Origin of the sequence: Mitsuaria sp. CC2 (genome assembly GCF_048957715.1) — a bacterium.
In the GTDB taxonomy this organism is placed as follows: Bacteria; Pseudomonadota; Gammaproteobacteria; order Burkholderiales; family Burkholderiaceae_C; genus Roseateles.
This window is the reverse complement of sequence record NZ_JARVXN010000013.1, coordinates 368,382-392,276: the sequence shown is the minus strand read 5'-3', so window position 1 is coordinate 392,276 and position 23,895 is coordinate 368,382. Positions and strand designations below refer to the sequence as shown.

Here is a 23,895-nt window from a genome sequence, read left to right as displayed (position 1 = left end):
GGACCGTGGGGTCAGGTCTTGGCGTCGCCTTCGGGTTGCAGGGCCAGCAGCAGCGCGGCGAGCAGCGCGAGCGCGACGCCGGCCAGCTTGAATCCGCCGGGCGCGGCGCCGCTCATCGCCATCGACGCGAGCGCCGTCAGCAGCGGGGCGCCGGCGTTGACCAGCGGCGAGACGACCAGCGCCTTGCCGTAGCGGAAGGCGTAGACCAGCGTGAGCGCGCCCACCGCGTTGAGCACCTGGATCAAGGCCGCCAGGCCGGGGCCGTCCCAGCCCCAGGGGATGGGCTTGGAGAAGTCCGTCATCCAGAGCGCGGCCGGAATGCACAGCAGCGCGCTGAGGGTCATGTAGAAGAAGATGCTCTCGGCGCTGGCGGCGTTGTTGGCGGTCTTCAGGAAGTAGGCCTGCAGGCCCCAGGCCAGCATCACCACGAGCGCCAGCGCAAACCACAATCCCAGCGCCTGGCTCTGCTGCCCGGGTTGGTAATCGAACAAGGGCAGGGCGAAGAGCGCCAGCACGATGCCGGCCACGCCGAGCTTCCCGGTACGCTCGCGCAGCAGTCCGTAGGACAGCGCGATCGTCACGCCCGGCGACAGCGAGACGATCGGGAAGATCAGGTAGGCGGGGCCGGACTCGACCGCGCGGAATAGCAGCATCTGCCCGCCCGCGCCCAGCAGCCCGACCGTCAGGCCCTGGATCACGGCGCGGCGGTCGCGCTGCAGCTTCCAGCCCGCGCGCGCCAGCACGAACACCGCCGGCGGGATCATCGTCAGCGCCCACACGACGTAGACCAGCGTGTCCGGGAAGCCGCGTGCGGAAGACAAGCCCGTCAGCGCGCCCCACGCGCCCCAGAAAAGGGTCGTGACCAGCGCATAGGTCAGCCAATGTCGTTGCATGGATCGCTTTCCTTGTCGTAGCTTTCGAACGAAAGAATAGGGCAATGAAACCGGAAACACAACGGAAGAAACCGCGACAGGCCCTGAACAGGCGAATTTCGCGGGAAAACCCGGACATATCGAGTGCGGTCGCGGTGCGTCAGTAAGAAAATGCTGCTCGAATTCTTTCGACAGTCATCAATTCGAAAGAATAAACGTCGGTAAAAACGATATGCGAAATTAATCGAAAGACTGCGTAGACTTGCGCCAAGCCGGTCGAGGTCCAGGACTGGCAGCGGACAAGCCAACACAAGGAACCCTGAGATGCGAGCTCCCCTGTCCTCCCTCCTGATTGCCGGTTTTGCGCCGCGGCCCGTGGCCGCCGCCGCCGCGATCGCCGCCCTGACCGCCATGGGCGCGGCCCAGGCGCAGGTCCAGCCCCCGGCGGCCGCCGCCTCGGCACCGACCGAAGCCAAGACCGACGCGAAGGCCAAGGATGCCGATCAGACGCTGGACCGTGTCGAGATCACCGGCACCCGCGCCAGCCTGCAGCGTTCGCTGAACCTCAAGCGCAGCGCGTCGGGCGTGCAGGACAGCATCAGCGCCACCGAACTGGGCCGCTTCCCCGACGACAACGTGGCCGACTCGCTGAGCCACATCACCGGCGTGTCGATCTCGCGCACCGCCGGCGGCGAAGGCCAGAAGGTCAGCGTCCGCGGTCTGGGCCCTGAATACACGCTGACGACCTTCAACAACCGCATCCTGGCCACCGACGGCGAAGGCCGCGACTTCGCCTTCGACGTGCTGCCCTCGGACATCATCAGCGGCGCCGACGTCGTGAAGTCCGCGCAGGCCTCGGTGATGGAAGGCGCGATCGGCGGCCTGGTGAACCTGCGCTCGGCCAGCCCCTTCGACCAGCCCGGCCAGCACGGCCTCCTGCGCGTCGAAGGCGACCGCAACACCATGTCCAAGCTCAACGGCGGCAAGGTCTCGGCCACCTACTCCAACACCTTCGGCAAGGAACTGGGCGTGCTGTTCGGCGTGGTGTACGCCGACCGCAAGGTCCGCACCGACACCGCCGGCAACGACGGCGGCTGGACGCGCAACCCGATCTCCGACCCGGCCGCCAACTGGACCGGCAACGCCTGGGGCGGCAACATCGATCCGAACGGCAATGGCGTGCTGGACCCCGATGAGGAAGGCCTGATCGGCCCGGGCCAGTTCCGCGTCGGCACCATCCAGGAACAGAAGAAGCGCACCGCCTTCTCGGGCAAGGTCGAGTGGCGTCCCAGCGATGCGCTCAAGGTCACCGTCGACGGCATCAAGACGCGGCTGAACTCGCCGCAGGTCGGTTACCAGCAGTCCTTCTACACGCTGTTCGCGCCTGGCCGCTGGTCCAACATCAAGACCGAGAACGGCGTCGTCACCGGCTTCACGATGGACAGCGCCGATCCGGAGAACCAGCTCAACCCCGAGCTGCTGAACCTGACCACGCACCGCGTCGTCGACAGCGCGGTCTATGGCATCAACGCCGAGTGGAAGGCCACCGAGACGCTGAAGTTCAACGGCGACCTCTACCAGTCGTCGTCCAAACGGCATTCGGGCGGGCAGGACACCTACACGGTGCTGCGCATGAACCAGCCCAACGTGACGACGGTGAACCTGACCGGCTCGCAGGTGCCCGACATCAAGACCACCTTCACCGACGGCCGCGACCTGATCGCCGGCCTGGCCAGCGGCGCCTTCGGTCCCAACGACTTCAACACCCACTACCTGGGCCTGAGCGGCGACAACATCGACGACAAGATCCGCGGCCTGACGCTGAACGGCGCCTGGTCGGTGGACCGCTTCAACGTCGACCAGATCCAGTTCGGCGTGCAGGCCACGCGGCGCGACAAGAACCGGGACCTGGTCGACAACGCGATCAACGGCGGCGAGAACTACTACTCGGGCACCAACGCGATCAACGTCGGCCAGCTCGGCGGAAACGTGCTCAACGAGCACCTGAGCCCGCCCAACTTCATGAACGGCGTCAGCGGCAGCTTCCCGCGCTCGTTCCTGGGCTTCGACGTGCCCAACTACCTGGCGGCGCTGCAGGCCTACAACGGCAAGCCGCGTCCGGACGGCGGCACCTACGACTTCAGCAACGCCGGTCCGGTCTGGAATCCGCTGCAGAGCTACCGCGTGCGGGAGAAGACGACCTCGTTCTTCGTCGAAGCGGATCTCTCCGGCGAGCAGTGGAACGCCGACATCGGCGTGCGCCTGGTCAAGACCAAGACCACGGCCAAGGCCTGGGACGCCAAGATCGAGAGCCTGACCGAGAACGGCCCGTTCAACTACACGGCCCAATACGGCGACCCGACCGAGATCAGCCAGAACGCCGAGTACACCTACGGCCTGCCGTCGGCCAACTTCGTCTGGCACTTCACCGACAAGCTGCAGCTGCGCCTGGGCGCCGCCAAGACGATGGCGCGGCCGTCGGTGGAGCAGCTCGCGCCGACCAGCACGACGGCCAGCGTCGCCTGGGGCGACTTCACGCAGGTCTTCGGCGGCAACGCCGACCTGAAACCCTACAGCGCCAGGCAGTACGACGCCTCGCTGGAGTGGTACTACGCGCGCAACTCGGCGCTGACCTTCGCGGTGTTCCAGAAGGACATCAAGAACCAGATCACCACCAGCTGGACCACCGGCGTCGACATCGGCGTGCCGGGCCACCTGTTCAATGTGATGAAGCCCATCAACGGCGACAAGGCCAAGGTCCGCGGGATGGAGATCGGCTTCCAGCACCTGTGGGACAACGGCTTCGGCGTGCGGGCGCAGTACACGCGCAACACGTCCGACAGCTGGGTCGGCGGCGAGAAGCGTCCGCTGGAAGGCATCGCGCCGGCGACCGCGTCGCTGGGCCTGCTGTACGAGAAGGGCCCGTGGAGCCTCAGCGCCACGGCCGACCACACCGACGACTTCGTGTCGGCGATCAACGTGATCGGCCCCGGCTTCAACGAGCGCGCCAAGGCCATCACCTGGCTGACCGCGCAGGCCGCGTACGAAGTCAACAAGTGGCTGCGCATCTCCATCGAGGGCCGCAACCTGACCGACGCCAAGCAGGAGTACACGCTGGGCGACGGCAACATCACCCTGCCGCAAGGCTACAACCGCTGGGGCAGGGCGTTCACGATCGGGGCGAGCATCAAGTTCTGATGCCGCCGACCGGGAGATTCCAAATCGGGATGTTCCGAAAGAGGACGTTGGGGGTTCCACAACAAGCGGGCCGCATCGCCGGCCCGATCACAGGAGAACTCATGAAACGATCGCTGATCCGTTCGATGGCCACCGGCCTCGCCACCGCCGCCGCACTGGCGCTGGGACTCACCGCCGCGACCGGCGCGCAAGCGCAGTCGTGGTGGAAGCCCGGCGTCAACACGACCTGGCAGTGGCAACTGACGGGCACGCTCAACAGCGGCTACAACGTGGCCATGTACGACATCGACCTGTTCGACACGACCGCGCAGACGATCGCCGGACTCAAGGCGCAGGGCCGCAAGGTCGTCTGCTACTTCTCCGCCGGCAGCTCGGAGAACTGGCGCGCCGACTTCGGCAGCTTCAACGCCGCCGACATGGGCAAGGCGCTGGACGGCTGGGCCGGCGAGAAGTGGCTGGACACCCGCTCGGCCAACGTGCGCGCGGTGATGCTCAGCCGCCTGGACCTGGCGGTGGCCAAGGGCTGCGACGGCGTCGAGCCGGACAACGTCGACGGCTACACCAACTCGACCGGCTTCCCGCTGACGGCCGCCACGCAGCTCGACTACAACAAGTACCTCGCCAACGCCGCCCATGGCCGCGGCCTGGCGATCGCGCTGAAGAACGACGTGGACCAGCTGGCGCAGCTGGAGCCGTACTTCGACATGGCCGTCAACGAGCAGTGCAACCAGTACGACGAGTGCGGCGGCTACTCGGTGTTCACGAGCAAGAACAAGCCCGTGTTCAACGCCGAGTACGCGTCCAAGTACAAGAAGAACACCAACGGCGCGCGCGACAAGCTCTGCACGAAGATGACCGCCGCGAAGATCCGCACGCTGGTGCTGCCGCTGGACCTGGACGACGCCTACCGCTACAGCTGCAACTGATCCTTTTCCACTGTCCTCAGTGGATCCGCTTCAACGGGGTCCACTGTTCCCACTGTTGTTGATCCGATGACCCACATGACGAGAACTCCCGTCCGCGCCGCGCTGCCGGCTTTGCTGAGCGCCGCACTGACGGCCGTCGCGATGGCCGCCTCCTTTGGCGTCCTGGCGGCACCGAAGTCCAAGGACAACGACGGAGCCCGCTACACGATGGCGGACTTCGCGAAGGTCCCGAAGATCGATTCGCACGTGCACCTGCACAACGCCGATCCGGCGTTCATCGACGCCGCGCGCCAGCTCGGCTTCAAGGTGCTGACGATCAACGTCGACTACCCGGATTTCCCGCCGCTGGACGAGCAGCAGCAGGCGGCGATCGAGCTGCGCAAGGCGCGTCCGGCGGACGTGGCCTGGGCGGTGAGCTTCTCGTCGGACACCTCGGATCAACCGGGCTGGCTAGCCGCGACGAAACAGCGCGTCGATGCCGGCCTGCGCGCCGGCGCGGTCGGCGTGAAGGTGTGGAAGAACATCGGCATGAGCCTGCGCGACAAGCAGGGCCAGCTCGTCATGATCGACGACGCGCGCTTCACGCCGCTGTTCACGTATTTCGAGGACAAGGGCATCACGATGCTCGGCCACCAGGGCGAGCCGCACAACTGCTGGCTGCCGCTGGACAAGATGACGGTCATCAACGACCGCGAGTATTTCGCGCACCACCCGCAGTACCACATGGCGCTGCATCCGGAGATGCCGAGCTGGGAAGACCAGATGGCCGCGCGCGACCGCATGGTGGCGGCGCATCCGAAGCTGAAGTTCATCGGCATGCACATGGCCTCGCTGGAGCGCAACGTCGACGAGCTGGCCGCGTTCCTGGACCGCTTCCCGCTGGCCAAGGTCGACCTGGCCGCGCGCATCGGGCAGCTGCAGTACCAGAGCCAGCTGGACCGCGCCAAGGTCCGCGCGTTCATGATCAAGTATCAGGACCGTCTGATGTACGGCACCGACGTCTCGCAACCGCCGCAACAATCGGGGGCCGAGCTGCTGAAGGAAGTCGAGCCGGTGTGGCGCATGCACTGGCGCTACTTCAACACGGAGGAGTCGTTCAAGGTGTCCGATCTCAAGAAACCGGTGAAGGGCCTGGGGCTGCCGAAGGCGGTCGTCGACAAGCTGTACCACCTGAACGCCGAGCGGAGTTTCCCGACCGCCTGGAAGGCGGCTCAATGACCGGGCGTCGCGCGTTCCTTCAATGGCTGGGCGCGGCGCCGGTCGCGACGATCACGCCGACGCTGGCGCTGGCCGCGACCGTCGCGTCGCCCGGCGCCGCCGCGACGGCGCGGGCGGCCGACCTCGGCCGCGGCCACGTGCGGCTGCAGGATGAGCGGCTCTCGCTGCAATTCGACGAGCGCATGCGCAGCCGGATCGTCCGCCTCGGCGGCGCGCGTCCGCTGGCGCTGACCGGCTTCGACGCGGGCGAGCAACTTGTCATCGCGGAACTGAAGCCAGCCGCAGCTGGCGCCGCATTGCTCGGCGCGGAGGCGGCAAGCGCGCCGCCGCCGACGACGCCCCGGACGCTCGAGCGCTTCGCGCTGACGGGCGCGGTCCCGAGCAGCGGCGCAACGCCCTTCGGTGCCGGCCAGCGGCTGACGATGACGGGCAAGGCGGAAGGAACGGGGTCAGGCGTGTCCGTCGAGAAGACGATGACGGTCACGCTGCTCGACGAGCACCCCGGCGTCGCGTTGATCGAGGTCGCCTTCATCAACCGCTCCGACAAGCCGCTGATGGTCCAGGGCTGGACCGTCGCGTCGCACCGCCTGCTGGCGGCGCCGCGACATGCGGGCGGGTGGTGGACCTATTCGGGCTCCACGCACACGGACCGGCGCGATTGGATGCAGCCGGTCAAGCGCGGCTTCGAGCAGCGCAACTTCCTCGGCATGGATTCGTCCGACTACGGCGGCGGCACGCCGCTCGTGGACGTGTGGCGACGCGACCTGGGCGTCGCGGTCGGTCATCTGGACAAGCTGCCGCGCCTGGTCTCGCTGCCGGTGAAGGCCGTGGGGGAGCAGGTCGACATCGCGCTGCGCGGCGACGAGCCGCGCACGCTCGCACCGGGCGAGACGCTGGCGCTGCCGCTGGCCTTCGTCGCGGTGCACGAGGGCGACTGCTTCGTGCCGCTGGACCGCTACCGTCGTCTGATGAACGCGCAGGGCCTGGCCGCGCCGGAGCCGCCGCGCAGCGCCCACGATGCGGTCTGGTGCGCGTGGGGCTACGAGCGCGACTTCTCGCTGGCGCGCGTGCGCGCCACGCTGCCGAAGGCGCAGGAGCTGGGGCTGAAGTGGGCGGTGCTGGACGACGGCTGGCAGCGCCAGACGGGCGACTGGTTCGACATCGACCTCAAGAAGTTCCCGCGCGGCGAGGAGGACATGAAGGCGCTGGTGGCCGACATCCATGCGCGCGGCATGAAGGCGCGGCTGTGGATCGCGCCGCTGGCGGTGGCGCCGGGCAGCGACGAGCTGCATGAACACGCGGATCTGCTGCTGCTCGACCAGAACGGCGCGCCGCAGATGATCACGTGGTGGAACTGCCTGTACATCTGCCCGGGCGCGAAGGGCACGCAGGAGCGGACGGCGGCGATGTTCCGCAAGATCATCAAGGACTGGGGCTTCGACGGCGTCAAGGTCGACGGCCAGCACCTGAACGGCGTCGCGCCGTGCTTCAACCCGAAACATCAGCACAAGAAGCCGGAGGATTCGTACGAGCACATGGCGGACTTCTATCGCGTGATGTTCGAGGCCTGCCATTCGGTGAATCCGGAGGCCGTGGTCGAGGTCTGCCCCTGCGGCACGAGCTACGCGTTCCACAACATGCCGTGGATCGACCAGGCGCCGGCGTCGGACCCGCTGTCGAGCTGGCAGGTGCGTCACAAGGGCAAGGCGCTGAAGGCGCAGATGGGGCGTTGGTCGGCGTATGCCGGCGATCACGTCGAGCTGTCGACCGGCGGCATGGACTTCGCGTCCGCGGTGGGCGTCGGCGGCGTGGTGTCGACGAAGTTCACCTGGCCCGAGGATCCGAAGCCGAAGGACTCCTTCCTGCTGACGCCGGAGCGCGAGACGCACTGGCGCACATGGATCACCGCGCACAACGCGAAGGGGCTGTCCGACGGCGCCTATCGCGGCGAGCTCTACGACATCGCCTTCGACAAGCCGGAGACGCACGTCGTCGAGAAGAACGGGGTGATGCACTACGCGTTCTACGCGCCCAGCTTCGACGGCTCGGTGACGCTGCGTGGCCTCGGCCCGGGCGTCTGGAAGATCCGCGACTACGTGAACGGCACGGAGCTCGGTTCTGTCGATGCGGCGAAGCCGACCTTGAAGTTGAGCTTCAAGGAGAACCTGCTGATCGAAGCGGTGCTGAGCTCGGCGATCGAGCGCCCGCTCGCACGCGCAGCGCGGCTGCCGTCACGGCTGATCGGCCGCGATGGCTTCGCGCTGGCCTCGGCGTGGGAAGAGGCGCCGGCGCTGTTCTTCGCGCACGACTGGCGCGGCCGACCGCTGACGGGAACGCAGTCGACGCGCGTGCAGCTGATGCATGCGGACGGCGCGCTGCACCTGCGCTTCAGCAGTCGCTATAACGCGCTGACGACCTATGAGCGCGAGGTCTCCGCGACGGACATCTGGCCGCTGTGGGAGCGCGACGTCGTCGAGGTCTTCCTGCAATCGCCGCAGGACGCGGGCACGGACCGCTACCGCGAGGTCGAGGTCTCGCCGAACGGCCTGGTGATGGATCTCGAGGTGCGCGGGCAGGGCCGCAAGCGCTTCATCGGCGAGAGCCGCGCGCGCACGTCGGTGGACGAGGTCCACCGGATGTGGACGGCCGAGCTCGTCGTGCCGATGCCTCGCAACGCGCAGTCGCTCGACGGCTGGCGGATCAACCTGTTCCGCATCGAAGGGAACAAGGCATCGCGGCAGTTCAGCGCGTGGAATCCGACGGGCAGCGAGAAGGCGAACTTCCATGTGCCTGCTGCGTTCGGGCAACTGCGACTCGAAGCCTAGCGTGGTGTGCTGACAGGGGTGAGGGCCAGCGGCGGTGGAAGTACGCCAGCGCTCCTGCTCTCCCCGTGTGCGAAAAGGGACGTGAGACAGGGAGTCACCAGCCCGCGTTGCCGCTTCCTCGAATGAAGAAGCTCCCCGGCGCGTTGTCCTGCTTCAGGCCGCCGAGCGCCGGATTGGTCACCATCACGCCGTCGAAGTTGACCGCGCCGCGACCGCCGTTGTCGATCAGCTCGATGCCGTACCGGCCCGGGTTGGTGATCCGGATGTTCTTCAACCTCACGTTGCGGAACTTCGCGTTGTCGGCGTCGCGCAGCAGATCGGGGTGGAACCTCTCGCCCGGCGGCACGAAGGCCGTGCCGAAGCCGCGGAACTCGATGCCGGAGTAGGTCGGGTCGATGATGTCGACGTTCTCCACCAGGATGTCGTTCATGTCGCCCTCGCGCAGGTAGAACTTCAGCGCGCCATGCAACCACGGGTTGCCCGTGTTCTCGTTGAACATCGGCCCGCCCGCGCGGATCAGCGAGATGTTGCTGAAGGTCGTCGTCCCCGGTCCGAACGGATACGGACTGAACTCGTTGTCGATCAGGATGCCCGGGCAGGTCAGCACGTCCTCGCAGACGCTGTCCTTGAACACGTTGCCGGCGCCGCCATAGGCCGCGAAGCAGTTGGCGCGCCACGGCATCTGCACCGTGTTGTTGCGGAACACGTTGTTGACGCCCTGGCCCTGGTCCGGCGCGTTCTTCCCCGCGGGCGAGATGAAGCCGTCGCCCAGCTGCCAGGTCTTGTCCTTCACCCAGTCGGTCCACTTGATGGACCACACCACCAGCGCGTCGTCGCCGGTGTTGCGCAGGTGGCAGTTTTCCACCAGCGAGTTGGACGTGCCGTTGTCGAAGTTGATCCCGTCCGCGTAGGTGTTGCGGATGCGGCAGTTGCGGATGGTCAGGTTCTGCGTCGGCTGGGTCTGGTACGGGGGATCGTTGCCGACCCAGATCGCGCCCACCACGTGCTCGATCCAGACGTTCTCGATCAGGCTGTTGGCGCCCATCGGGCCGGCGAAGGCCTTCTGCACGCCTTCGGTTTCCTCGGCGCGGGCCTTGGATTCGCCGAGGATGGAGAAGTCGCCGAACACGCAGCGGGCGCTCGCGCCGTAGCAGAAGAACATCGACTTCGGACCGCGCAGGTTGGTGTGCCACATGCCGGCCCCGCGCACCTCGATGCCGGGGTTGTCCAGGCCGACGTTGCCGCCGTCGATCTTCTGCAGCAGGTAGTCGCCCGGCGGGAACCACAGCTTGCTGGTCGAGCGCAGGGCGCGCAGCACGTCGTTCGCATGGTCCTTGCCGTCGCCCGGCTGGATGCCGAAGGCCGTCACCGAAGTGAAGCCCGCCGGCATCGTCAGCGCCTGCGGCACCGGCTCGATGTCGACCAGGTCGATCACGTAGAAGCCCGCCGTGTCCTGCGCGTCGCGGCGCAGCATGACGGTCGCACCGGCGGGGATGTTGTCGGGCAGCAGCGTGCGCACTTCGTCGAAGAAGGTGTGCGGCTGGCCGGCCGGCTTGTCGACGATCGGATCGCCGATCAGGCCGCCCTGGTAGGACCAGCTGTAGCGCGAGGTCAGCGGCAGCGACTTCACGCGCACGCCGTTCACATAGAGGCCCAGCGTGGCATCGATGCCGCCGCCGTTCGGCGCGTCGGGAATCGAGTAGCGCACCACCACGCCGTTGCCGGCCGCGGTCGTCTTGAAGGACACGTAGTCGCCGGTCCGGTTCAGGCGCACCGCCTTGCGACCGATGGCTTCAGCCTCGATGTGGTTCGCGTCCCACTTCTGACGGCTCGGGCCGAGGACCTGGGCATTGGTCTGGCCGTCTTCGGCCTGGTACTCGACCCATGCCACGTTGGCGCCGCGTCCGGGAGCCGGTGCGGGGGCGGGTCCCGGCGCAGGGGCTGGAGCAGGAGCTGGTGAAGGCGCAGGAGCCGGTGAAGGCGCCGGCGCCGGAGATGGCGCGGGCGACGGGGCCGGTGCGGGGGACGGGCCTGGTGCAGGCGAGGGCGCCGGAGCGGGAGCTGGTGCGGGAGCTGGAGCCGGAGCCGGAGTGCCGGCCGCCACGAACGTCCACCGCTGGTTGTCGTTGTTGCCGCAGTTCCATTGCTGGATGCGGCCACCGGCGACGAGGCTGAAGTCCTTCACATCCACGCATTTGCCGGTGTGCTTCGCGACGATGTGGAACGCATCGCCCTTGGCCGTGACGACGAAGCGCTGGTTCGCGCCGCCGCCGTAGCCCCATTGCTGGATGAGTGCGCCGTTGGCGGTCGAGATGTCGCTGACGTCCAGGTTCTTGCCGCTGCGGACATTCCGGAAGGCGTAGCTGCCGTCGGCGGCGGCGCTGATGTCGAAGCGCTGGCTGGCCGCACCGTTGCACGGCATCTGCAGTGTCTTGGCGCCGTCGGCCGTGCTCGCGCCTTCGATGTCGATGCACATCCCCGATTGAACGCCGCGCAGGCTGTACTGCCCCACGGGAAACGCGGTCTGCGACGTCGTCGACTGCGCCTGGGCGCTCGCACGATCGGAGGCCGCCGTGCCCGCAGGGCCGGCGGCCGAGTCGGGTGAGTCGGCGCCGCCGCAGGCGCTCAGCAGCAGGCTGACGGCCAGCGCGATCGCGGTCGGCGCGGCCTGGAGCTTTCCGAAGTTCGGGCTGGAAGCAAGGGTCATGCTCGTCTCTCGTTGTGAGTCGACGGCGATTCTTCCCGTGCCTTGAAAGCGGTTCCAACGGGGAGACGCAAGAGCTGCAATCAGCGGTAAGCGTCGATGGACACACTACCTCTCCCGAGGAGGGGCGGTCCGCAGCACGCTCGATGGCGCCTGGGACGTCGCCATCGAGGTCGCGCCGCCGCAGGCCGCGCGGCGGGCCAGGTCATGCGCCGGCCGCGGCCTTCTTGGCGGTGTCTCCGGCCTTCTTCATCGGCACCGGATCCGGTAGGTCCTTGGCCTGCAGCATGCGGGCCTGGACGACGAGCTGGTTGTGCGCGTCGAGGAACGCGGCGGCGATGACCTTGCCTTCATTGCTGTTGGCCCAGCCTGCGCCCGCGGCGCCGCCGAGCTTGCCCAGCACGAGCCCGCCCATGCCCAGGTCGGTGACGCGCACCGAGCCCGTCGCGGCGGCGACCTGCTCGGTCGTTTCGTTGTCGGTCAGCAGCAGCGCGACCTGCGCTTCCTTGAGCTTGATGTGCTCGGCCGCGCCGACGAACTTGTTGAGCACCGGGATCATCCCGAGGATGCCGCCGACCTGGCGGCCCGCGTCCTGCTCGCTGAAGGTCAGGCTCGGGATCAGCGTGTACTGGGCTTCGTAGCCCTTGCCCTTGTGCACGGTGCTGCCCTGCTGGCGCAGGATGCCGGCGTCCTTGAGCTCCTGCTCCTTGATCGTGGCCTTGAGGCCCGAGTTGCGATCGACGACGCGGAAGCAGCCGCTCTGCTGCGCGAGCAGCCGCACCAGCGGCAGCGGCGAGTTCGGCAGGCCGTTGGGCGCGCTGATCGTGTAGCCGTTGGGGTTCTCCATCAGCGACAGCGTCGCGACCGGCGCGTCGCACTTCATCAACTCGCGGTTGGCCTTGTTGGCGCCAGCCGGTCCGGCCGATCCGGAGATCTCCGAGCTGCCCTCGCCCAGCGTCGCGCCTTGCTTGCCGCAGCCGGCGAGCATCGCCACGGCCATGCAGGCGGCGATCACACTGCCCACGCGGGGCAGGGCAGGGCCGGTGGAAGCGAAGGAACGCGAGACTGTCATGGGGGATCTCCTGGACGCAAGGGCTGCGGGAACGGCCCGGACCTTATCCCAAATGCGGGCGAACCCAGCCCCCACCGATGGGTGGCTGCGTCGCGGAATGTCGCGTCGTGACGGCGCCTTTACGGGCGGTTACCAGCGTGAGGGGAGAATCCGCGCCTTCGGTCCCCGCGACCGCCCAGGATTCCCCAGGCTCTCCTCATGAACGACAAGTCCCCGAGCCGCGCCGTCGCGTGGCTGGTGTGCGCGCTGATCGCCGCGTCGCTGTACGGCAACTACTACGTCTACGATTCCATCGGCCCCGTCGCCGACGCGCTGCAGAGCCAGCGCGGCTTCAGCGACCAGCAGATCGGCCTGCTCAACGCGATCTACAGCCTGCCCAACGTCGTGCTGATCCTCGTCGGCGGCGTGCTGGTCGACCGCTTCGGCGCCGCGCGCATGACCGTGTGGACCGCCGCCGTCTGCCTGCTCGGCGCGTTGCTCACCGCGCTCAGCCCCAACTTTGCCGGCATGGCCGCGGGACGGTTGCTGTTCGGCATCGGCGCCGAGACCTTCGGCATCGCCACGCTGGCGGCGCTGGCGCAGTACTTCGTCGGCGGCAATGTGGCGCTATCGATGGGGCTGGCGTTGTCCATCGGGCGGCTGGGCTCGTTCTCCTCCGACATGTCGCCGACCTGGTTTCCTCACGCCTACGCGCAGGGCTGGCAACCGCCGCTGATGATCGCCGCCGCGATGGCCGCGGCCTCGTTCGCCGCGGCGCTGGCCTACTGGACGATGGACCGCCGCATCGCCGCCTCCGCCAAAGGCGAGATCGAGCAGCAGGCGCAGCCCTTCGTCTGGCGCGACCTGCTGCACTTCGGCAAGGCCTACTGGTACCTGCTCACGCTGTGCGTGCTCTGGTACTCGGTGATCCTGGCGTTCCGCAGCACCTTCTCGATCAAGTACTTCCAGCACACGCACGGCCTGGACCTGGCGTCCGCCGGCGCGATGAACAGCTACGTGTTCCTGGCGGCGGTCTTCGCGACGCCGGCCTTCGGCTGGTTGTGCGACCGCCTCGGGCGTTATGCGCCGTTCCTCGCCTTCGGTGCGGTGCTGCTGCCCATCGCGATGGCCACGATGGCGCTCACCTCGACCAGCCTCTGGGTCGCCACCGCGCTGATCGGCGTGAGCTTCTCGCTGGTGCCCGCGGTGATGTGGCCGCTGGTGAGCAAGCTGGTTTCGCCGGCGCGCTTCGGAACGGCGATCGGATTGATGTGGGTGGCGCAGAACGCCGGAATCGCCGGGGCCAACCTCGTCGCCGGCTGGCTCAACGACCGCGCGGGCGCAAGCGCGCAGAATCCCGCCGGCTATGACGCGATGATGATGTTCTTCGGACTCGCCAGCGTCGGCGGCGCAGTGTTCGCGGTGATCCTGTGGCTCACCGCCGGCAGGCGCGATCAGGAGAAGGCGGCACCGGCCGCTTGAGCGTACGAACACCGGGCAACGAAGCGGCCCGTGACGGGGAGATCAGCTTGGGAACTTCGCGGTGGTCCGACCGAAGCGCTTCGCCGCCGCCTTCAGATGCGATCGCACGACCAGCACGTGCCCGGGCAGGATGAGCGCGAGGTAGAACCTGCCGAGCCGGTTGTGGCAATTCACGACCGTGGTCGCCACCGCTTCGCGGTGCGTCGATCCCTCGACGCGACGGATCAGGATGGACAGCTTGAAATCCAGGTGCTGGTCCTGCTCGCCGAAGATCGCCTCGTCGCGCGAGGCGGACAGCACGCGGAAGATGTCGACGTGCTCGACGCCTATCTCATCGAGGTGATGCCGCATCGCGGCCGAGGTCTTCAGACCGAGCGGCTTCACCGCCGCGTCGCGGATCGCGAGCAGCGCGCGGAACCACCACGGCGGATCGGCCAGCGTGGCGCGGGCCAAGGCCATCGCGTCGTCCGGCGCGTCGTCGGCCAGCGTGATGGCGAAGGCGTCGGCGAGATTCGCGCCGGCGTAGGTCGGCGCGAGTCGACTGTCGGTCGGAGGGGCAACGCGGCGGACGGAGGACATCCGCCGCATTGCATCACGACTTCGTGATCTTCACGGAGCGCAGGTTCCAGCCCGGACCGTTGGCCTTCACGGCGATCTGCTGCTGGCCGGCCGGCAAGGTCACGCGGTGCGAGATCGTCGTCCAGTTCTGCCATCCGCCGGTCGACGGCACGCCCAGCGCGCCGTACACCGGGGCGCCGCCGGCCATCTCCAGCTGCAGGGCGCCGCCGCCGTTCAGGCTGGCGACGCGGTACTCGACCGTGTAGGTCCCGCCCTGCGGCAGGTTGAGGTTCCACACCGCCCAGTCGCCGGTCTCGATCCAGCCGAGGTTCTGGCCGCCTTCGGTCGACGCCTCGAGCTGCATGCCCGACTGCAGCGCGAAGTTGGCCGCCTGCAGCGTCGTCGAGAACGCCGTGCCCGCATCCTTCTTGTAGACGCGCACGTAGTCCACGTACATCTTCGCGGGCAGCCTGCTCTCGTCGATGTTCCACTGCGGCCAGTTGCCGCCCACCGCCAGGTTCAGCAGCAGGAAGAAGTCGCGATGGAATTCCTCGGTGCTGTTGACGCTGTTGGTGATGTCGACGACGTGGAACTGACGACCGTCGACGAACCAGCGGATCGTCTTCTCGTCCCATTCCACGGCGTAGATGTGATAGTCCGCGACGTTGGTGGGCGTGTGGCCGCCGTAGGACGCGTGGCCGCCGTCCGGACCCTGCCAGTGGATGGTGCCGTGGATGTCCGAATCGGCATTCACGTGTTCCATGATGTCGATCTCGCCCGATGCGGGCCAGCCGACCGAGTTGATGTTGCTGCCCAGCATCCAGAACGCGGGCCACATGCCTGAGCTCGACGGCGCCTTGATGCGCGCCTCGATGCGGCCGTACTTGAACTGCGCCAGACCTTGCGTGGTCATGCGCGACGACGTGTAGCGCATGCCGCCGAAGTCCTCGCGCTTCGCGGTGATCACGAGCTGGCCGTTCTCGACCGTCGCGTTCTCGCGCCGGTAGTACTGCAGCTCGTTGTTGCCCCAGCCGCCCGAGCCGGTGCCGGTCTCGAAGCGCCATTGCGGGCCGATGCCGTTGGTGAACTCGTCCTGCCAGACGAGTTGCCAGTTCTGTGCCTGTGCCGCGACGCCCGTCAGGGCGAGCGCGACCGCGGCGAGTGATCGAATCCAGCGTGTCATGGGATCTCCTCTGAGTCAGTGGTGTGGAAGGGAGGCGCACCACTATGTGAAAGCGCTTTCACCAAGTCTCTCGGGAAAACCCTGGGAACTTCGCTTCGTTGGAAACAAGCGGTTGTGCGGCGGCACGGCACTGGCAAGGAGGTATCGCCGTGTTGCGGACGTGACCGGACTGCGACGACTCGGGTCGGGCATTGTTGAGCCGCGTTGAATTCAGATGCTCGCGCGCGCTGCTCGACCGGCGCGCCGCGGATCCGAAGAATGCCGTCGACCAGCAACTCGAAAGTCTGTTCGATGGCCCCAGCCTCCCTCCCGGTCTCCCGTCGATCGACGCCGCCTCGCGGTCTGGCCGCCCGCCTCGAGCCGGCGGCGTACGCGCTGCTGCGCGTCGCCTTAGGCGCCATCCTGTTCACGCACGGGCTGCCGAAGGCGTTGGGGACCTCGCACGGATCGATGGCGGATCCGATGGCGGGCTCGACCCGGCTGATCGATCAGGTGATGGGGTTGCCGTTCGCGCCGCAGCTGGCGGTCCTCGTCATGCTGCTGGAGACCGTCGGCGCGGCGGCGCTCGCGGTCGGCTTCTGCACGCGCTGGGTCGCGCTGGCCTTCACGATGGAGATGATCGGCATCTGCGTCGCGCTCGGCCCGACCTGGCCGTGGATCGACCGGGGCATCGAGTACCCCGTGCTGATGGCCGTGCTGGCCGGCTACGTCGTCGTGCGCGGCGGCGGGGCGTATGCGGTGGATGCGCGGATGCCGTGGGCGGCGGCCCGGGCGTGGCAAGATGGCTGAAACCCCGCGAGGACTTCCCCATGACGCAACGCCTGGCCTCCTGCAGTTGCGGCCGGCTCACGGCCCAGGTCGTGGGCGAGCCCGTCCGCATCTCCATCTGCCACTGCCTGAATTGCCAGCGCAGGACCGGCGGCCCCTTCGCCGAGCAGGCCCGGTTCCGTCGTCAAGACGTGAGCCCGTCGGGTCCATCGTCGACGTACGCGATCACCGGTGACGAAGGGTCGACCGCCACGTTCCACTTCTGCCCGAACTGCGGCGCGACGGTCTACTACGAGATGGAGGCGATGCCTGAGTTCATCGCGATCCCGGTCGGCGCGTTCGCGGAGCCGGGCTTCCCGGCGCCGAACGTGTCGGTTTACGAGAGTCGCAAGCACGGATGGGTCGTTCCGCCGCCGGACGCGGAGCATTACTGACGAGCCGGGCCTGACGCCGCGGTCGAGCGCTCAGGGGCGCCTGTTCGGGCGCCTTCGTCCAGTGCTGATGATTCTTCTGGATCGGCTGCGCTCAGCGCACCAGCTTGCCGCCGGCGCCGAGCACGGCGAAGTCCACGTAGCGCGAGGTCGGGCCCTTGCCGAAGGTTAGGCGATGGCCGCCGACGTCGGTCTCGAAGCCGCGGTCAAGGGTCTCCGTCAGGCCGACGGGGCCGGCCGCGGCCGTGCGCTCCAGGGCCTTGACGAGCGCGCGGGCGGCGATGAAGCCTTCCAGCGAGCGCGAGGACAGGTCCGGGTCCTTGGCGTTGCCGCGCAGGCGCTGGTAGTCGCGGACGACTTCGCGGTCGGCGCGGTCGTCGGTCGGCAGCACCAGCGAGAACGCGAAGCCGCGCGCGCGGTCCGGGCCGAGCTTCGCGAGCAGCGCCTGCACGTCGATGATGGACATGCCGTACAGGGCGGCGCGGCCGCCGGCGGTCTGGTACTTGTCGGTGAATTCGATGGCGGCCGCGGTGGTTGCGGCGAGGAAGATCACGTCGGGCGACTGCTTGACCATGTCGGCCACCGCCTGGCCGACCTCGGTCGTGTTGCGCACGTAACCCGATTGCGCCACCAGCGTGAGGCCGTAGGTCTTCGCCGAAGCCTGCGCACCGGCGAGCGCGTCGCGTCCCAGGCCGTCGTCCTGATAGACGACCGCGACCTTGGTGCGGCCCATCTCGCCGAGCTGCTTGAAGAGGCGGTCCACCTCCTCGCGGTAGCTGGCCTTGACCGGGTACATGTTGCGCGCGGTGATCACGCTGTTGGCGCCGGACACGGCGCCGACCATGGACACGCGCGACTTCTCGAGAATGCCGTCCTGCTTGAGCGCTTCCAGGTTGGTGGTGCCTACCGTCCCGATCAGAGCCGTGGGCGCGTCCGTGCTGATCAGTTCCTTGACCAGTCGGACGGTGTCGTCGGCCTTGTTCGCGTCGTCGCGGGTGACGAGCTTGATCTTCTGGCCCTTGACGCCGCCGCGGGCGTTGACGTCGTCGATCCACAGCTTGGCGCCGGCGCGGATCGCCTTGCCGGTGACGGCCTGCGGTCCGGTGAACGGGGCGACCTGCCCGACCACGATGTCGGCCTGCGCCGTCGAGGCGGCCGCGAGGCACAGGAGGGTGATCAGGTGGCGGGCGCGGCGGGCGAAAGCAAGGGTCATGGTGGGTACGGCAGCTGGCGTGCGGGACCGTCCATTGTGATCACTGGGATGATGGTTGCGGTAGCAGATGGGCGACTGGGGGAGCGCCGGCCGGGCGTTCCGACAGGCGGCGCGGTTGGCCGGAAAGAAGGTCCCCGGGGGTCGACGCGCTACCTCTTTTGGGGCGCTCCTCGCGCCGTGGCGCTACGGGGACAGCGGCTTCTGCGCCTCGGCCAGGGCCTCGCGGGCTTCGTCGAGCTGCTTCTGCTCCTTCGCGATCTTCTTCGGATCGCCCTTGGCCTGCGCGGTCGCCAGGTCGGCCTCCCGGCGGGTCACCTTCTTCGTCGCGGCGGCGATGTCGCGCTCCCGATCGGCTGCGAGCGAGGCATCCGTGCAGTGACGCTTGTTGGCGGCCAGCGCCGACTTCAGCCCGGAGAGCTGGCGGCGGTTGCCCTTGGCGGTCGCCTCGGAGATCTGGGATTCGATGCTGGCCCGCTTGGCCGCGCAGGCGGGCGAGGGCGCGGGCGAGTCAGCGGCGTGGACCGCCGTTGAGCACGCGATGGCGAAGAACGAGGCGACCAGTACCTTCATGACGATCCCTTGAAGCAGTGGTCGGGAAAGTCTAGATCAGGGCAGGCGACCAACGGAACGATTACATGCGGGTACGGCTCTAGCATCGGCCCATGACGCAAGCACCTTCCCGTCGCCACCTCCTTGGTGTAGCTCTCGCTGCGCCGACCGCGGTCATGGCCGCAACCGCCGCCTCTGCCGCAGCCGCGGCAACGGGCGCAACCGCCACAGCTGGCGGATCGCGCGGCGCGCCCGGATCCGGCGGCGCGTCCGTGTCGATCTCGCCGAAGCGCATCGAGCGGATGCTCCGCGGCGTGGTCGCCGACGGTCGCGCCGTGGGGGTGTCGGCGGTCGTCTGGCAAGGCGGGACCGAGCGCTACTTCGGCGCCTTCGGCCTGGCGGATCGCGAGGCGCGGCAGCCGATGGCCCGCGACACGCTGGCGCGCATCTGGTCGATGACCAAGCCGGTGGCGTCGGTGGCGCTCATGCGGCTGTGGGATGCGGGCCGATTCCGGCTGGACGATCCGATCGCGCTCTACCTGCCGGAGTTCAAGAATATGCGCGTCCATGCGGACGACGGTCGCGGCGAGCGGCCGGCGGAGCGGCCCATCCTCGTGCGCGACGTGCTGCGGCACACGTCGGGGCTCACGTACGCGATGGAAGACGGCCCGGCCGATCGCGCGTTCCGGGCGGCGAATCCGCTGGAGACCTCGCGCGACCTGGCCGCGTTCAGTCGCGCTGTCGCGGCGCTGCCGCTGCGTCACGAGCCGGGCACGGCCTGGCAGTACGGCACCTCGACGGACATCGTGGCGCGCCTGGTGGAAGTGCTGGGCGACGAGCCCTTCGACGCGCACGTGCGCCGCCACATCCTGCGGCCGCTGGGCATGAAGGAGACGGACTGGACGCAGCCGGACGCGGTCAAGGATCGGCGGGCCGCGACCTACCGCTTCGGCGCCGACGGCCCGGCCCAGCGCGAGCCCGAGGTGCCCTTCCTCTTCGCCAGCGGCGGCGCGGGCCTGATCGGCCCCATCGACGACTACCTGCGCTTCGCGCGCATGCTGCTGGGCGAAGGCCAGCTCGACGGCGTGCGCGTGCTGCGGCCGGCGACGGTGAAGCTGATGCTCGTCGATCACCTGGATCCGGCGATCGCGCCGCGTCACTTCCTGAAGAGCCCGGGGATCGGCTTCGGGCTCGGCGGCTCGGTGCGCATCGCGCCGACCACGGCGGACGAGCCGGCCAGCAGGGTGGGCGAGTTCTCCTGGGGCGGAGCGGCCTCCACGCTGTTCTGGGTCGACCCGGCGAACCAACTCGCAGTGGTGTTTTTCGCCCAGAAGTTCCCGTTCGACGAGGCGCTGCACAAGGACGTGCGGCGCGCGGTGTACGGCTGACTTGGTGACCGACTCGCACACGGTTGTCAGGCGGCGGGCTGACAGAATGCGGCGATGAAATCCGATGTCGTGGGCAGGGAATGACAGCCACCGAGCACGCTGAACTCTCGCAGATGCTTCGCGCCGCGGTCGAGGAGACCTATGTCGCGTTTGCTGAGTTCCGCCGGCCAGCGCTGCCGCTGGATGTCTGCACGGCCTGCTGCATGCCGGAAGAAGTGGACAAGCAGTTGCGCGAGTGGCCGTTGAAGCGGCTCACGGTCGAGCATCTCTTCGAGTATGGCGATTCCGCGAAGAGCCAGGTGCAGAACCCGGCAGAGGTGGGATATTTCGTGCCGCGGATGTTGGAGCTGCTGGCGCAAGGGGCCGAGATCCGTCATTCGCTGGCGATTGCCTTGGATCGTCTGGGAGGATGCCCACCCGGCAGTTGGACGGCGTCGCAACAGTCCGCCCTGTCGGGTTTTGCGCTGGCCTACTTTGCGCTCGCAATCCGCGCCGGCATCGATCCGTCCAGACCCGCATTGCTGCACGATCCTTTCGAGGTGCTCCTGATGTTCGATGTCGGAGGGATCGCGATCCAGCCGCTGTTGGCGCATTGGCTGGAATGCGATGACCCGATGTCCACCGCGCAGTTCGTCAGGGAGAGCCATTGGAGATTCTGGGGCGAGCACGATTACAGCAATCCCTTCGCCTGGGACCGCGGGGAGTTCCGACAGGTGATTCGCGCGTGGATGTTGGACGCCAACACTCGGCGCAGGTTCACCGAGAAGTTGCTGTCGTCGGACTTCCTGGCGATCGTGCCGACTGTGCGCGGCAACGCTCATGTGTCCTTCGCCACGATGGTCGATGGGGTGTTCGAGCATCTCGTGCGCTGAACTTGGAGCAAGGCCCCAGTCCCCTGGGCCTTGTTGTTTCCGGCTAGGCGGAACGGTCATCGGCATCGCTGAGCGATCCCAGCGACCGGCGCATGCTGCTCGCGCTCGGCGATTCGATGTTGACGCACTTCTTGGTGTGGCTGGCTGGATCCTTACCCGCGACGCTGAAGGTGGCAGCTTTCGGGTAGGCTGGCCAACTGAACTCAAACCTTGTGGCGCATCTTTGATCTATTTCGACTTCAATGGTCAACGCGAGGCCGTACTTTCCACGGAGCACACTGGGCGACTCCTCGATCATTTCGATCGGTCACCCTCGTTCGAGCTTTGGGCCTCCGTCCCGGCAGGGCCTTCCCTATGCATGCTGCGCAATGGTGAGGATGCATGGCTGATGTATCTGCGGCATGCCGGCGACAGCGGGTTCTGCTCAAGGTCGACAAGTGGCCGCCCAGGCTCGGCGAACTTCACATTGGCAAATGGGCAGGTCGAGGCGTATCCGTTGTCTTGGTGCATTGAGTTGGAACAGTGCTACAAGGCCGTCGCCTACTTTTACGAGAACTCTGGAGCCCGGCCCGAATGGATCGAGTGGCATGAAGACTAGAGTTCAGACGGCCAGCTTAGACTCGCATTCCCACGGATGAGACCTCGTGAGACATCTACCAACCTGTGACATCCCAACAGTCCTGAGACGCGGCAAATCAGTCGAGCAGTTTCTTGGTCAGTCGCCGGGAATGGCAGGTTTCATTCGTCATGTTGAACTCCGCCCGACCGCAGAAGACGTTGAGTTGTGGGTGTTCAATGTTCAAGACATCGGAGCAGAGGACTTCGTTGACATCTACGACTTCCCGTATGCGGAAGTGGACGGCCCTCATGCGCCAGCTGGCAAGTTTGGAGACGCAGATGCAGCGCTTGCGGCAGCCGAAAGAATACTGAGCACCCACCCAGATCGTTGGACAAACCGCGGAATCGGGCAGGACGAATACTTGGACTTCGTTCGAGCCGGACGGCCGCTTAACTGGCCGGTCGCTGCGGCTGAACCGCACGGGCAAGCCGAGGCTAGTCGCGACAGCTAGCAGAACTCAGCGCGGTGGCGCAAAGCGGGCATCGGTGAACCTCCGCTCTCGGCCTGAAGCGGTAGTCAGGCTGGCAGATTGTTGCCAGCCGACCAAGTGTTTTCATTCTTGCTGGCCGGCTTGCAGGGGCGCTGCTTCCGCGGGCTCTTCCGTACTCAGTGAACCCAACGCCCGGCGCATGCCGCTCGCGCTCGGCGACTCGATGTAGACGCACTTCTTGTTGTGCCGCTTGCAGTGGTCCTTCACGCGCCAGTAGGCGTCGTGGCTGATGCAGCCGGTCTGGCAGATCACGAGGTCCGCTGCAGCCAGGCTGGCATCAAGCTTGGACACCGCGTCTTCCTCGCCGCCGTCATGGTGCAGGAAACGTCCGCCGGTTCGCTCGATCAGTTGGCGATAGATCGGCACCACCGCCGGCCGGCCGCCGACGCACAGCACCGAGCGCTCGTCGAGCGACGGCAGCGACTCCGCGTTTGGCTGCGACTCGGACTGCTGCGCCGTCCGCGTCTGGTGCTGCTCCAGTTGACGTTCCGATTGCGCCAGCGCCTGCTGCAATTCGTCCGCCCGTCGTTGCTCGCGCTCGGCCTGCTGGCGCGAGGTCAGCAGCGCGCGTTCCAGCTGATGGATGCGGTCCTGTTGCGCCTGAAGGTGCTTGGCCTGCTCATGGCGGTGGCGCAGGCCGGGGATGCTCTCCTCCAGCTGCTGCAGCTCCTCGCGCAGCCCGGCCGCCAGCGTGTCGCGCGCCAGCAGCTCGCCGCGCAGGCGCAGGCATTCGGCCTGGGACAGCTCCAGCTCGCGTGCCCGCTCCGCCAGCAGGCGCGTGCTGCGCGACTGCGCCTGCGCCAGCTCGCGCGTCAGGATCGCGTGCTCGTCCTGAAGCTCGTCGAGTCGCTGCAGGTCCGCGCGGTTCGCCGCGCCGACCTGATGCTGCAGCATGTGGATGTCGCGCAGGACCTGCTCCTGCAACGCCGCGTCGCAACGCGCATGCGTCAACGCGCCCCACAGCGCGCCGCCGACGTCGTTGCCCTGCTGCGCGGCGTTCCACCAACGCGTCAGCGACTCCGCCGTCTTGTGCTGCGACGACTGCCGCAGCGCGATCGAGAAGCGCTGGTCCAGCTCCTTCTGAAGCATCTCGGAGATCGGCCCGCGACGCGCGCATTCGTTGATCGCGCCGCAGTGCATCTCGTAGTCGTTGGCCAGCGCCTCGCCGCCGAGCATCTTGCCCAGCTTGCGACGCAGCACCGGCATCGGCAGGCACACGCCGATCACCGGGCACAACGCCTGCGCGGGCAGTTCCCACAGGCGACGACGGCGCGAGCCGCGCGGCACTGGCGTGTCGTCGGATGAGGACGAGGAGGGCGAGGAGGACGATGACGAGGAGATGGAGTCTCCACGTGCCAGGGCTTGCGCCAGCGGCAGACCGGCCACCGCGGCGGGCACGGTGTCGCCCTCCTGCATGAAGACGCCGCCGCCCGTCACCGCGTTCGCGGCGGAGGCCAGCAACGGGGAATCGCCTGGCAATCCGGAAGCGCCCGCGTCGGCGCGCGCCAGTAGGCTCAGGAGCGAAGGGGCGGTGGGCTTGTCGCACAT

At 67.7% G+C, this 23,895-nt stretch carries 18 protein-coding genes; 10 read left to right on the top strand and 8 right to left on the bottom strand.

What is annotated here, in order from left to right:
* Positions 1 to 11: 11 nt before the first annotated feature.
* Positions 12 to 893 (bottom strand): EamA family transporter, encoded by an 882-nt coding sequence (locus PV762_RS09430; RefSeq protein ID WP_421034765.1) that lies wholly within the window; start codon positions 891 to 893, stop codon positions 12 to 14.
* Between the two features lie 303 nt (positions 894 to 1,196).
* On the opposite strand from PV762_RS09430, the gene PV762_RS09425 reads away from it, so the two are divergent.
* The 4 genes from PV762_RS09425 to PV762_RS09410 all read left to right on the top strand — a co-directional run bounded on the left by PV762_RS09425 (position 1,197) and on the right by PV762_RS09410 (position 9,039).
* Positions 1,197 to 4,070, top strand: coding sequence for a TonB-dependent receptor (locus tag PV762_RS09425; protein WP_421034764.1), 2,874 nt, complete (start codon positions 1,197 to 1,199; stop codon positions 4,068 to 4,070).
* Between the two features lie 101 nt (positions 4,071 to 4,171).
* Positions 4,172 to 4,996, top strand: a complete 825-nt coding sequence (locus tag PV762_RS09420; RefSeq protein WP_421034763.1) for an endo alpha-1,4 polygalactosaminidase — start codon at positions 4,172 to 4,174, stop codon at positions 4,994 to 4,996.
* Between the two features lie 75 nt (positions 4,997 to 5,071).
* On the top strand, positions 5,072 to 6,214 hold the full coding sequence (locus PV762_RS09415; RefSeq protein ID WP_421034762.1) for an amidohydrolase family protein: 1,143 nt from the start codon (positions 5,072 to 5,074) through the stop codon (positions 6,212 to 6,214).
* Positions 6,211 to 9,039, top strand: coding sequence for an alpha-galactosidase (locus PV762_RS09410; protein WP_421034761.1), 2,829 nt, complete (start codon positions 6,211 to 6,213; stop codon positions 9,037 to 9,039). The genes PV762_RS09415 and PV762_RS09410 overlap by 4 nt, the downstream gene beginning before the upstream one ends.
* A 94-nt stretch (positions 9,040 to 9,133) precedes the next feature.
* Here PV762_RS09410 and PV762_RS09405 read toward each other — a convergent pair whose 3' ends face one another.
* Positions 9,134 to 11,746 (bottom strand): RICIN domain-containing protein, encoded by a 2,613-nt coding sequence (locus tag PV762_RS09405; protein ID WP_421034760.1) that lies wholly within the window; start codon positions 11,744 to 11,746, stop codon positions 9,134 to 9,136.
* Positions 11,747 to 11,948: 202 nt separating this feature from the next.
* Complete coding sequence (locus PV762_RS09400; protein ID WP_421034759.1) at positions 11,949 to 12,815, bottom strand: CsgG/HfaB family protein; 867 nt, start codon at positions 12,813 to 12,815, stop codon at positions 11,949 to 11,951.
* A 198-nt stretch (positions 12,816 to 13,013) separates the two neighbouring features.
* On the opposite strand from PV762_RS09400, the gene PV762_RS09395 reads away from it, so the two are divergent.
* Positions 13,014 to 14,276: an MFS transporter gene (locus PV762_RS09395; RefSeq protein WP_421034758.1), complete on the top strand. Its 1,263-nt coding sequence runs from the start codon at positions 13,014 to 13,016 to the stop codon at positions 14,274 to 14,276.
* Positions 14,277 to 14,318: 42 nt separating this feature from the next.
* Here the strand turns inward: PV762_RS09395 and PV762_RS09390 are convergent, their stop codons facing one another.
* Both PV762_RS09390 and PV762_RS09385 read right to left on the bottom strand, forming a co-directional pair.
* Positions 14,319 to 14,855, bottom strand: coding sequence for a DUF2867 domain-containing protein (locus tag PV762_RS09390; protein WP_421034757.1), 537 nt, complete (start codon positions 14,853 to 14,855; stop codon positions 14,319 to 14,321).
* Between the two features lie 13 nt (positions 14,856 to 14,868).
* A complete protein-coding gene (locus tag PV762_RS09385) occupies positions 14,869 to 16,017 on the bottom strand; it encodes a carbohydrate-binding protein (RefSeq protein ID WP_421034756.1) in 1,149 nt (382 codons plus the stop codon).
* Positions 16,018 to 16,308: 291 nt separating this feature from the next.
* Here PV762_RS09385 and PV762_RS09380 point away from each other — a divergent pair, with 291 nt between their 5' ends.
* Positions 16,309 to 16,806: a DoxX family protein gene (locus PV762_RS09380; RefSeq protein ID WP_421034755.1), complete on the top strand. Its 498-nt coding sequence runs from the start codon at positions 16,309 to 16,311 to the stop codon at positions 16,804 to 16,806.
* A 20-nt stretch (positions 16,807 to 16,826) separates the two neighbouring features.
* The gene (locus tag PV762_RS09375) at positions 16,827 to 17,219 is read left to right on the top strand and encodes a GFA family protein (RefSeq protein ID WP_421034754.1); all 393 of its coding nucleotides are present in this window, start codon (positions 16,827 to 16,829) and stop codon (positions 17,217 to 17,219) included.
* Positions 17,220 to 17,310: 91 nt separating this feature from the next.
* On the opposite strand, the gene PV762_RS09370 is transcribed toward PV762_RS09375, so the two are convergent.
* A complete protein-coding gene (locus PV762_RS09370) occupies positions 17,311 to 18,429 on the bottom strand; it encodes an ABC transporter substrate-binding protein (RefSeq protein WP_421034753.1) in 1,119 nt (372 codons plus the stop codon).
* Between the two features lie 183 nt (positions 18,430 to 18,612).
* On the bottom strand, positions 18,613 to 18,999 hold the full coding sequence (locus PV762_RS09365) for a DUF1090 domain-containing protein (protein WP_421034752.1): 387 nt from the start codon (positions 18,997 to 18,999) through the stop codon (positions 18,613 to 18,615).
* 251 nt (positions 19,000 to 19,250) lie between these two features.
* Between PV762_RS09365 and PV762_RS09360 the strand changes: the two genes are divergently transcribed.
* The 3 genes from PV762_RS09360 to PV762_RS09350 all read left to right on the top strand — a co-directional run bounded on the left by PV762_RS09360 (position 19,251) and on the right by PV762_RS09350 (position 21,836).
* Positions 19,251 to 20,366 carry a serine hydrolase domain-containing protein gene (locus PV762_RS09360; RefSeq protein ID WP_421034751.1) on the top strand — a complete coding sequence of 372 codons (1,116 nt, stop codon included), beginning with the start codon at positions 19,251 to 19,253 and terminating at the stop codon, positions 20,364 to 20,366.
* Between the two features lie 80 nt (positions 20,367 to 20,446).
* On the top strand, positions 20,447 to 21,238 hold the full coding sequence (locus tag PV762_RS09355; RefSeq protein WP_421034750.1) for a hypothetical protein: 792 nt from the start codon (positions 20,447 to 20,449) through the stop codon (positions 21,236 to 21,238).
* Positions 21,186 to 21,836 (top strand): Imm1 family immunity protein, encoded by a 651-nt coding sequence (locus PV762_RS09350; protein ID WP_421034749.1) that lies wholly within the window; start codon positions 21,186 to 21,188, stop codon positions 21,834 to 21,836. Before PV762_RS09355 ends, PV762_RS09350 begins: the two co-directional genes overlap by 53 nt.
* Before the next feature lie 574 nt (positions 21,837 to 22,410).
* On the opposite strand, the gene PV762_RS09345 is transcribed toward PV762_RS09350, so the two are convergent.
* The gene (locus PV762_RS09345; RefSeq protein ID WP_421034748.1) at positions 22,411 to 23,895 is read right to left on the bottom strand and encodes a DUF2325 domain-containing protein; all 1,485 of its coding nucleotides are present in this window, start codon (positions 23,893 to 23,895) and stop codon (positions 22,411 to 22,413) included.

Bases quoted from the DNA above. Each gene is read 5' to 3' on its own strand.
- PV762_RS09430 (WP_421034765.1), bottom strand. From the start codon at position 893: ATGCAACGACATTGGCTGACCTATGCGCTGGTCACGACCCTTTTCTGG.
- PV762_RS09425 (WP_421034764.1), top strand. From the start codon at position 1,197: ATGCGAGCTCCCCTGTCCTCCCTCCTGATTGCCGGTTTTGCGCCGCGG.
- PV762_RS09420 (WP_421034763.1), top strand. From the start codon at position 4,172: ATGAAACGATCGCTGATCCGTTCGATGGCCACCGGCCTCGCCACCGCC.
- PV762_RS09415 (WP_421034762.1), top strand. From the start codon at position 5,072: ATGACGAGAACTCCCGTCCGCGCCGCGCTGCCGGCTTTGCTGAGCGCC.
- PV762_RS09410 (WP_421034761.1), top strand. From the start codon at position 6,211: ATGACCGGGCGTCGCGCGTTCCTTCAATGGCTGGGCGCGGCGCCGGTC.
- PV762_RS09405 (WP_421034760.1), bottom strand. From the start codon at position 11,746: ATGACCCTTGCTTCCAGCCCGAACTTCGGAAAGCTCCAGGCCGCGCCG.
- PV762_RS09400 (WP_421034759.1), bottom strand. From the start codon at position 12,815: ATGACAGTCTCGCGTTCCTTCGCTTCCACCGGCCCTGCCCTGCCCCGC.
- PV762_RS09395 (WP_421034758.1), top strand. From the start codon at position 13,014: ATGAACGACAAGTCCCCGAGCCGCGCCGTCGCGTGGCTGGTGTGCGCG.
- PV762_RS09390 (WP_421034757.1), bottom strand. From the start codon at position 14,855: ATGTCCTCCGTCCGCCGCGTTGCCCCTCCGACCGACAGTCGACTCGCG.
- PV762_RS09385 (WP_421034756.1), bottom strand. From the start codon at position 16,017: ATGACACGCTGGATTCGATCACTCGCCGCGGTCGCGCTCGCCCTGACG.
- PV762_RS09380 (WP_421034755.1), top strand. From the start codon at position 16,309: ATGGCCCCAGCCTCCCTCCCGGTCTCCCGTCGATCGACGCCGCCTCGC.
- PV762_RS09375 (WP_421034754.1), top strand. From the start codon at position 16,827: ATGACGCAACGCCTGGCCTCCTGCAGTTGCGGCCGGCTCACGGCCCAG.
- PV762_RS09370 (WP_421034753.1), bottom strand. From the start codon at position 18,429: ATGACCCTTGCTTTCGCCCGCCGCGCCCGCCACCTGATCACCCTCCTG.
- PV762_RS09365 (WP_421034752.1), bottom strand. From the start codon at position 18,999: ATGAAGGTACTGGTCGCCTCGTTCTTCGCCATCGCGTGCTCAACGGCG.
- PV762_RS09355 (WP_421034750.1), top strand. From the start codon at position 20,447: ATGACAGCCACCGAGCACGCTGAACTCTCGCAGATGCTTCGCGCCGCG.
- PV762_RS09350 (WP_421034749.1), top strand. From the start codon at position 21,186: ATGTGTCCTTCGCCACGATGGTCGATGGGGTGTTCGAGCATCTCGTGC.
- PV762_RS09345 (WP_421034748.1), bottom strand. From the start codon at position 23,895: ATGTGCGACAAGCCCACCGCCCCTTCGCTCCTGAGCCTACTGGCGCGC.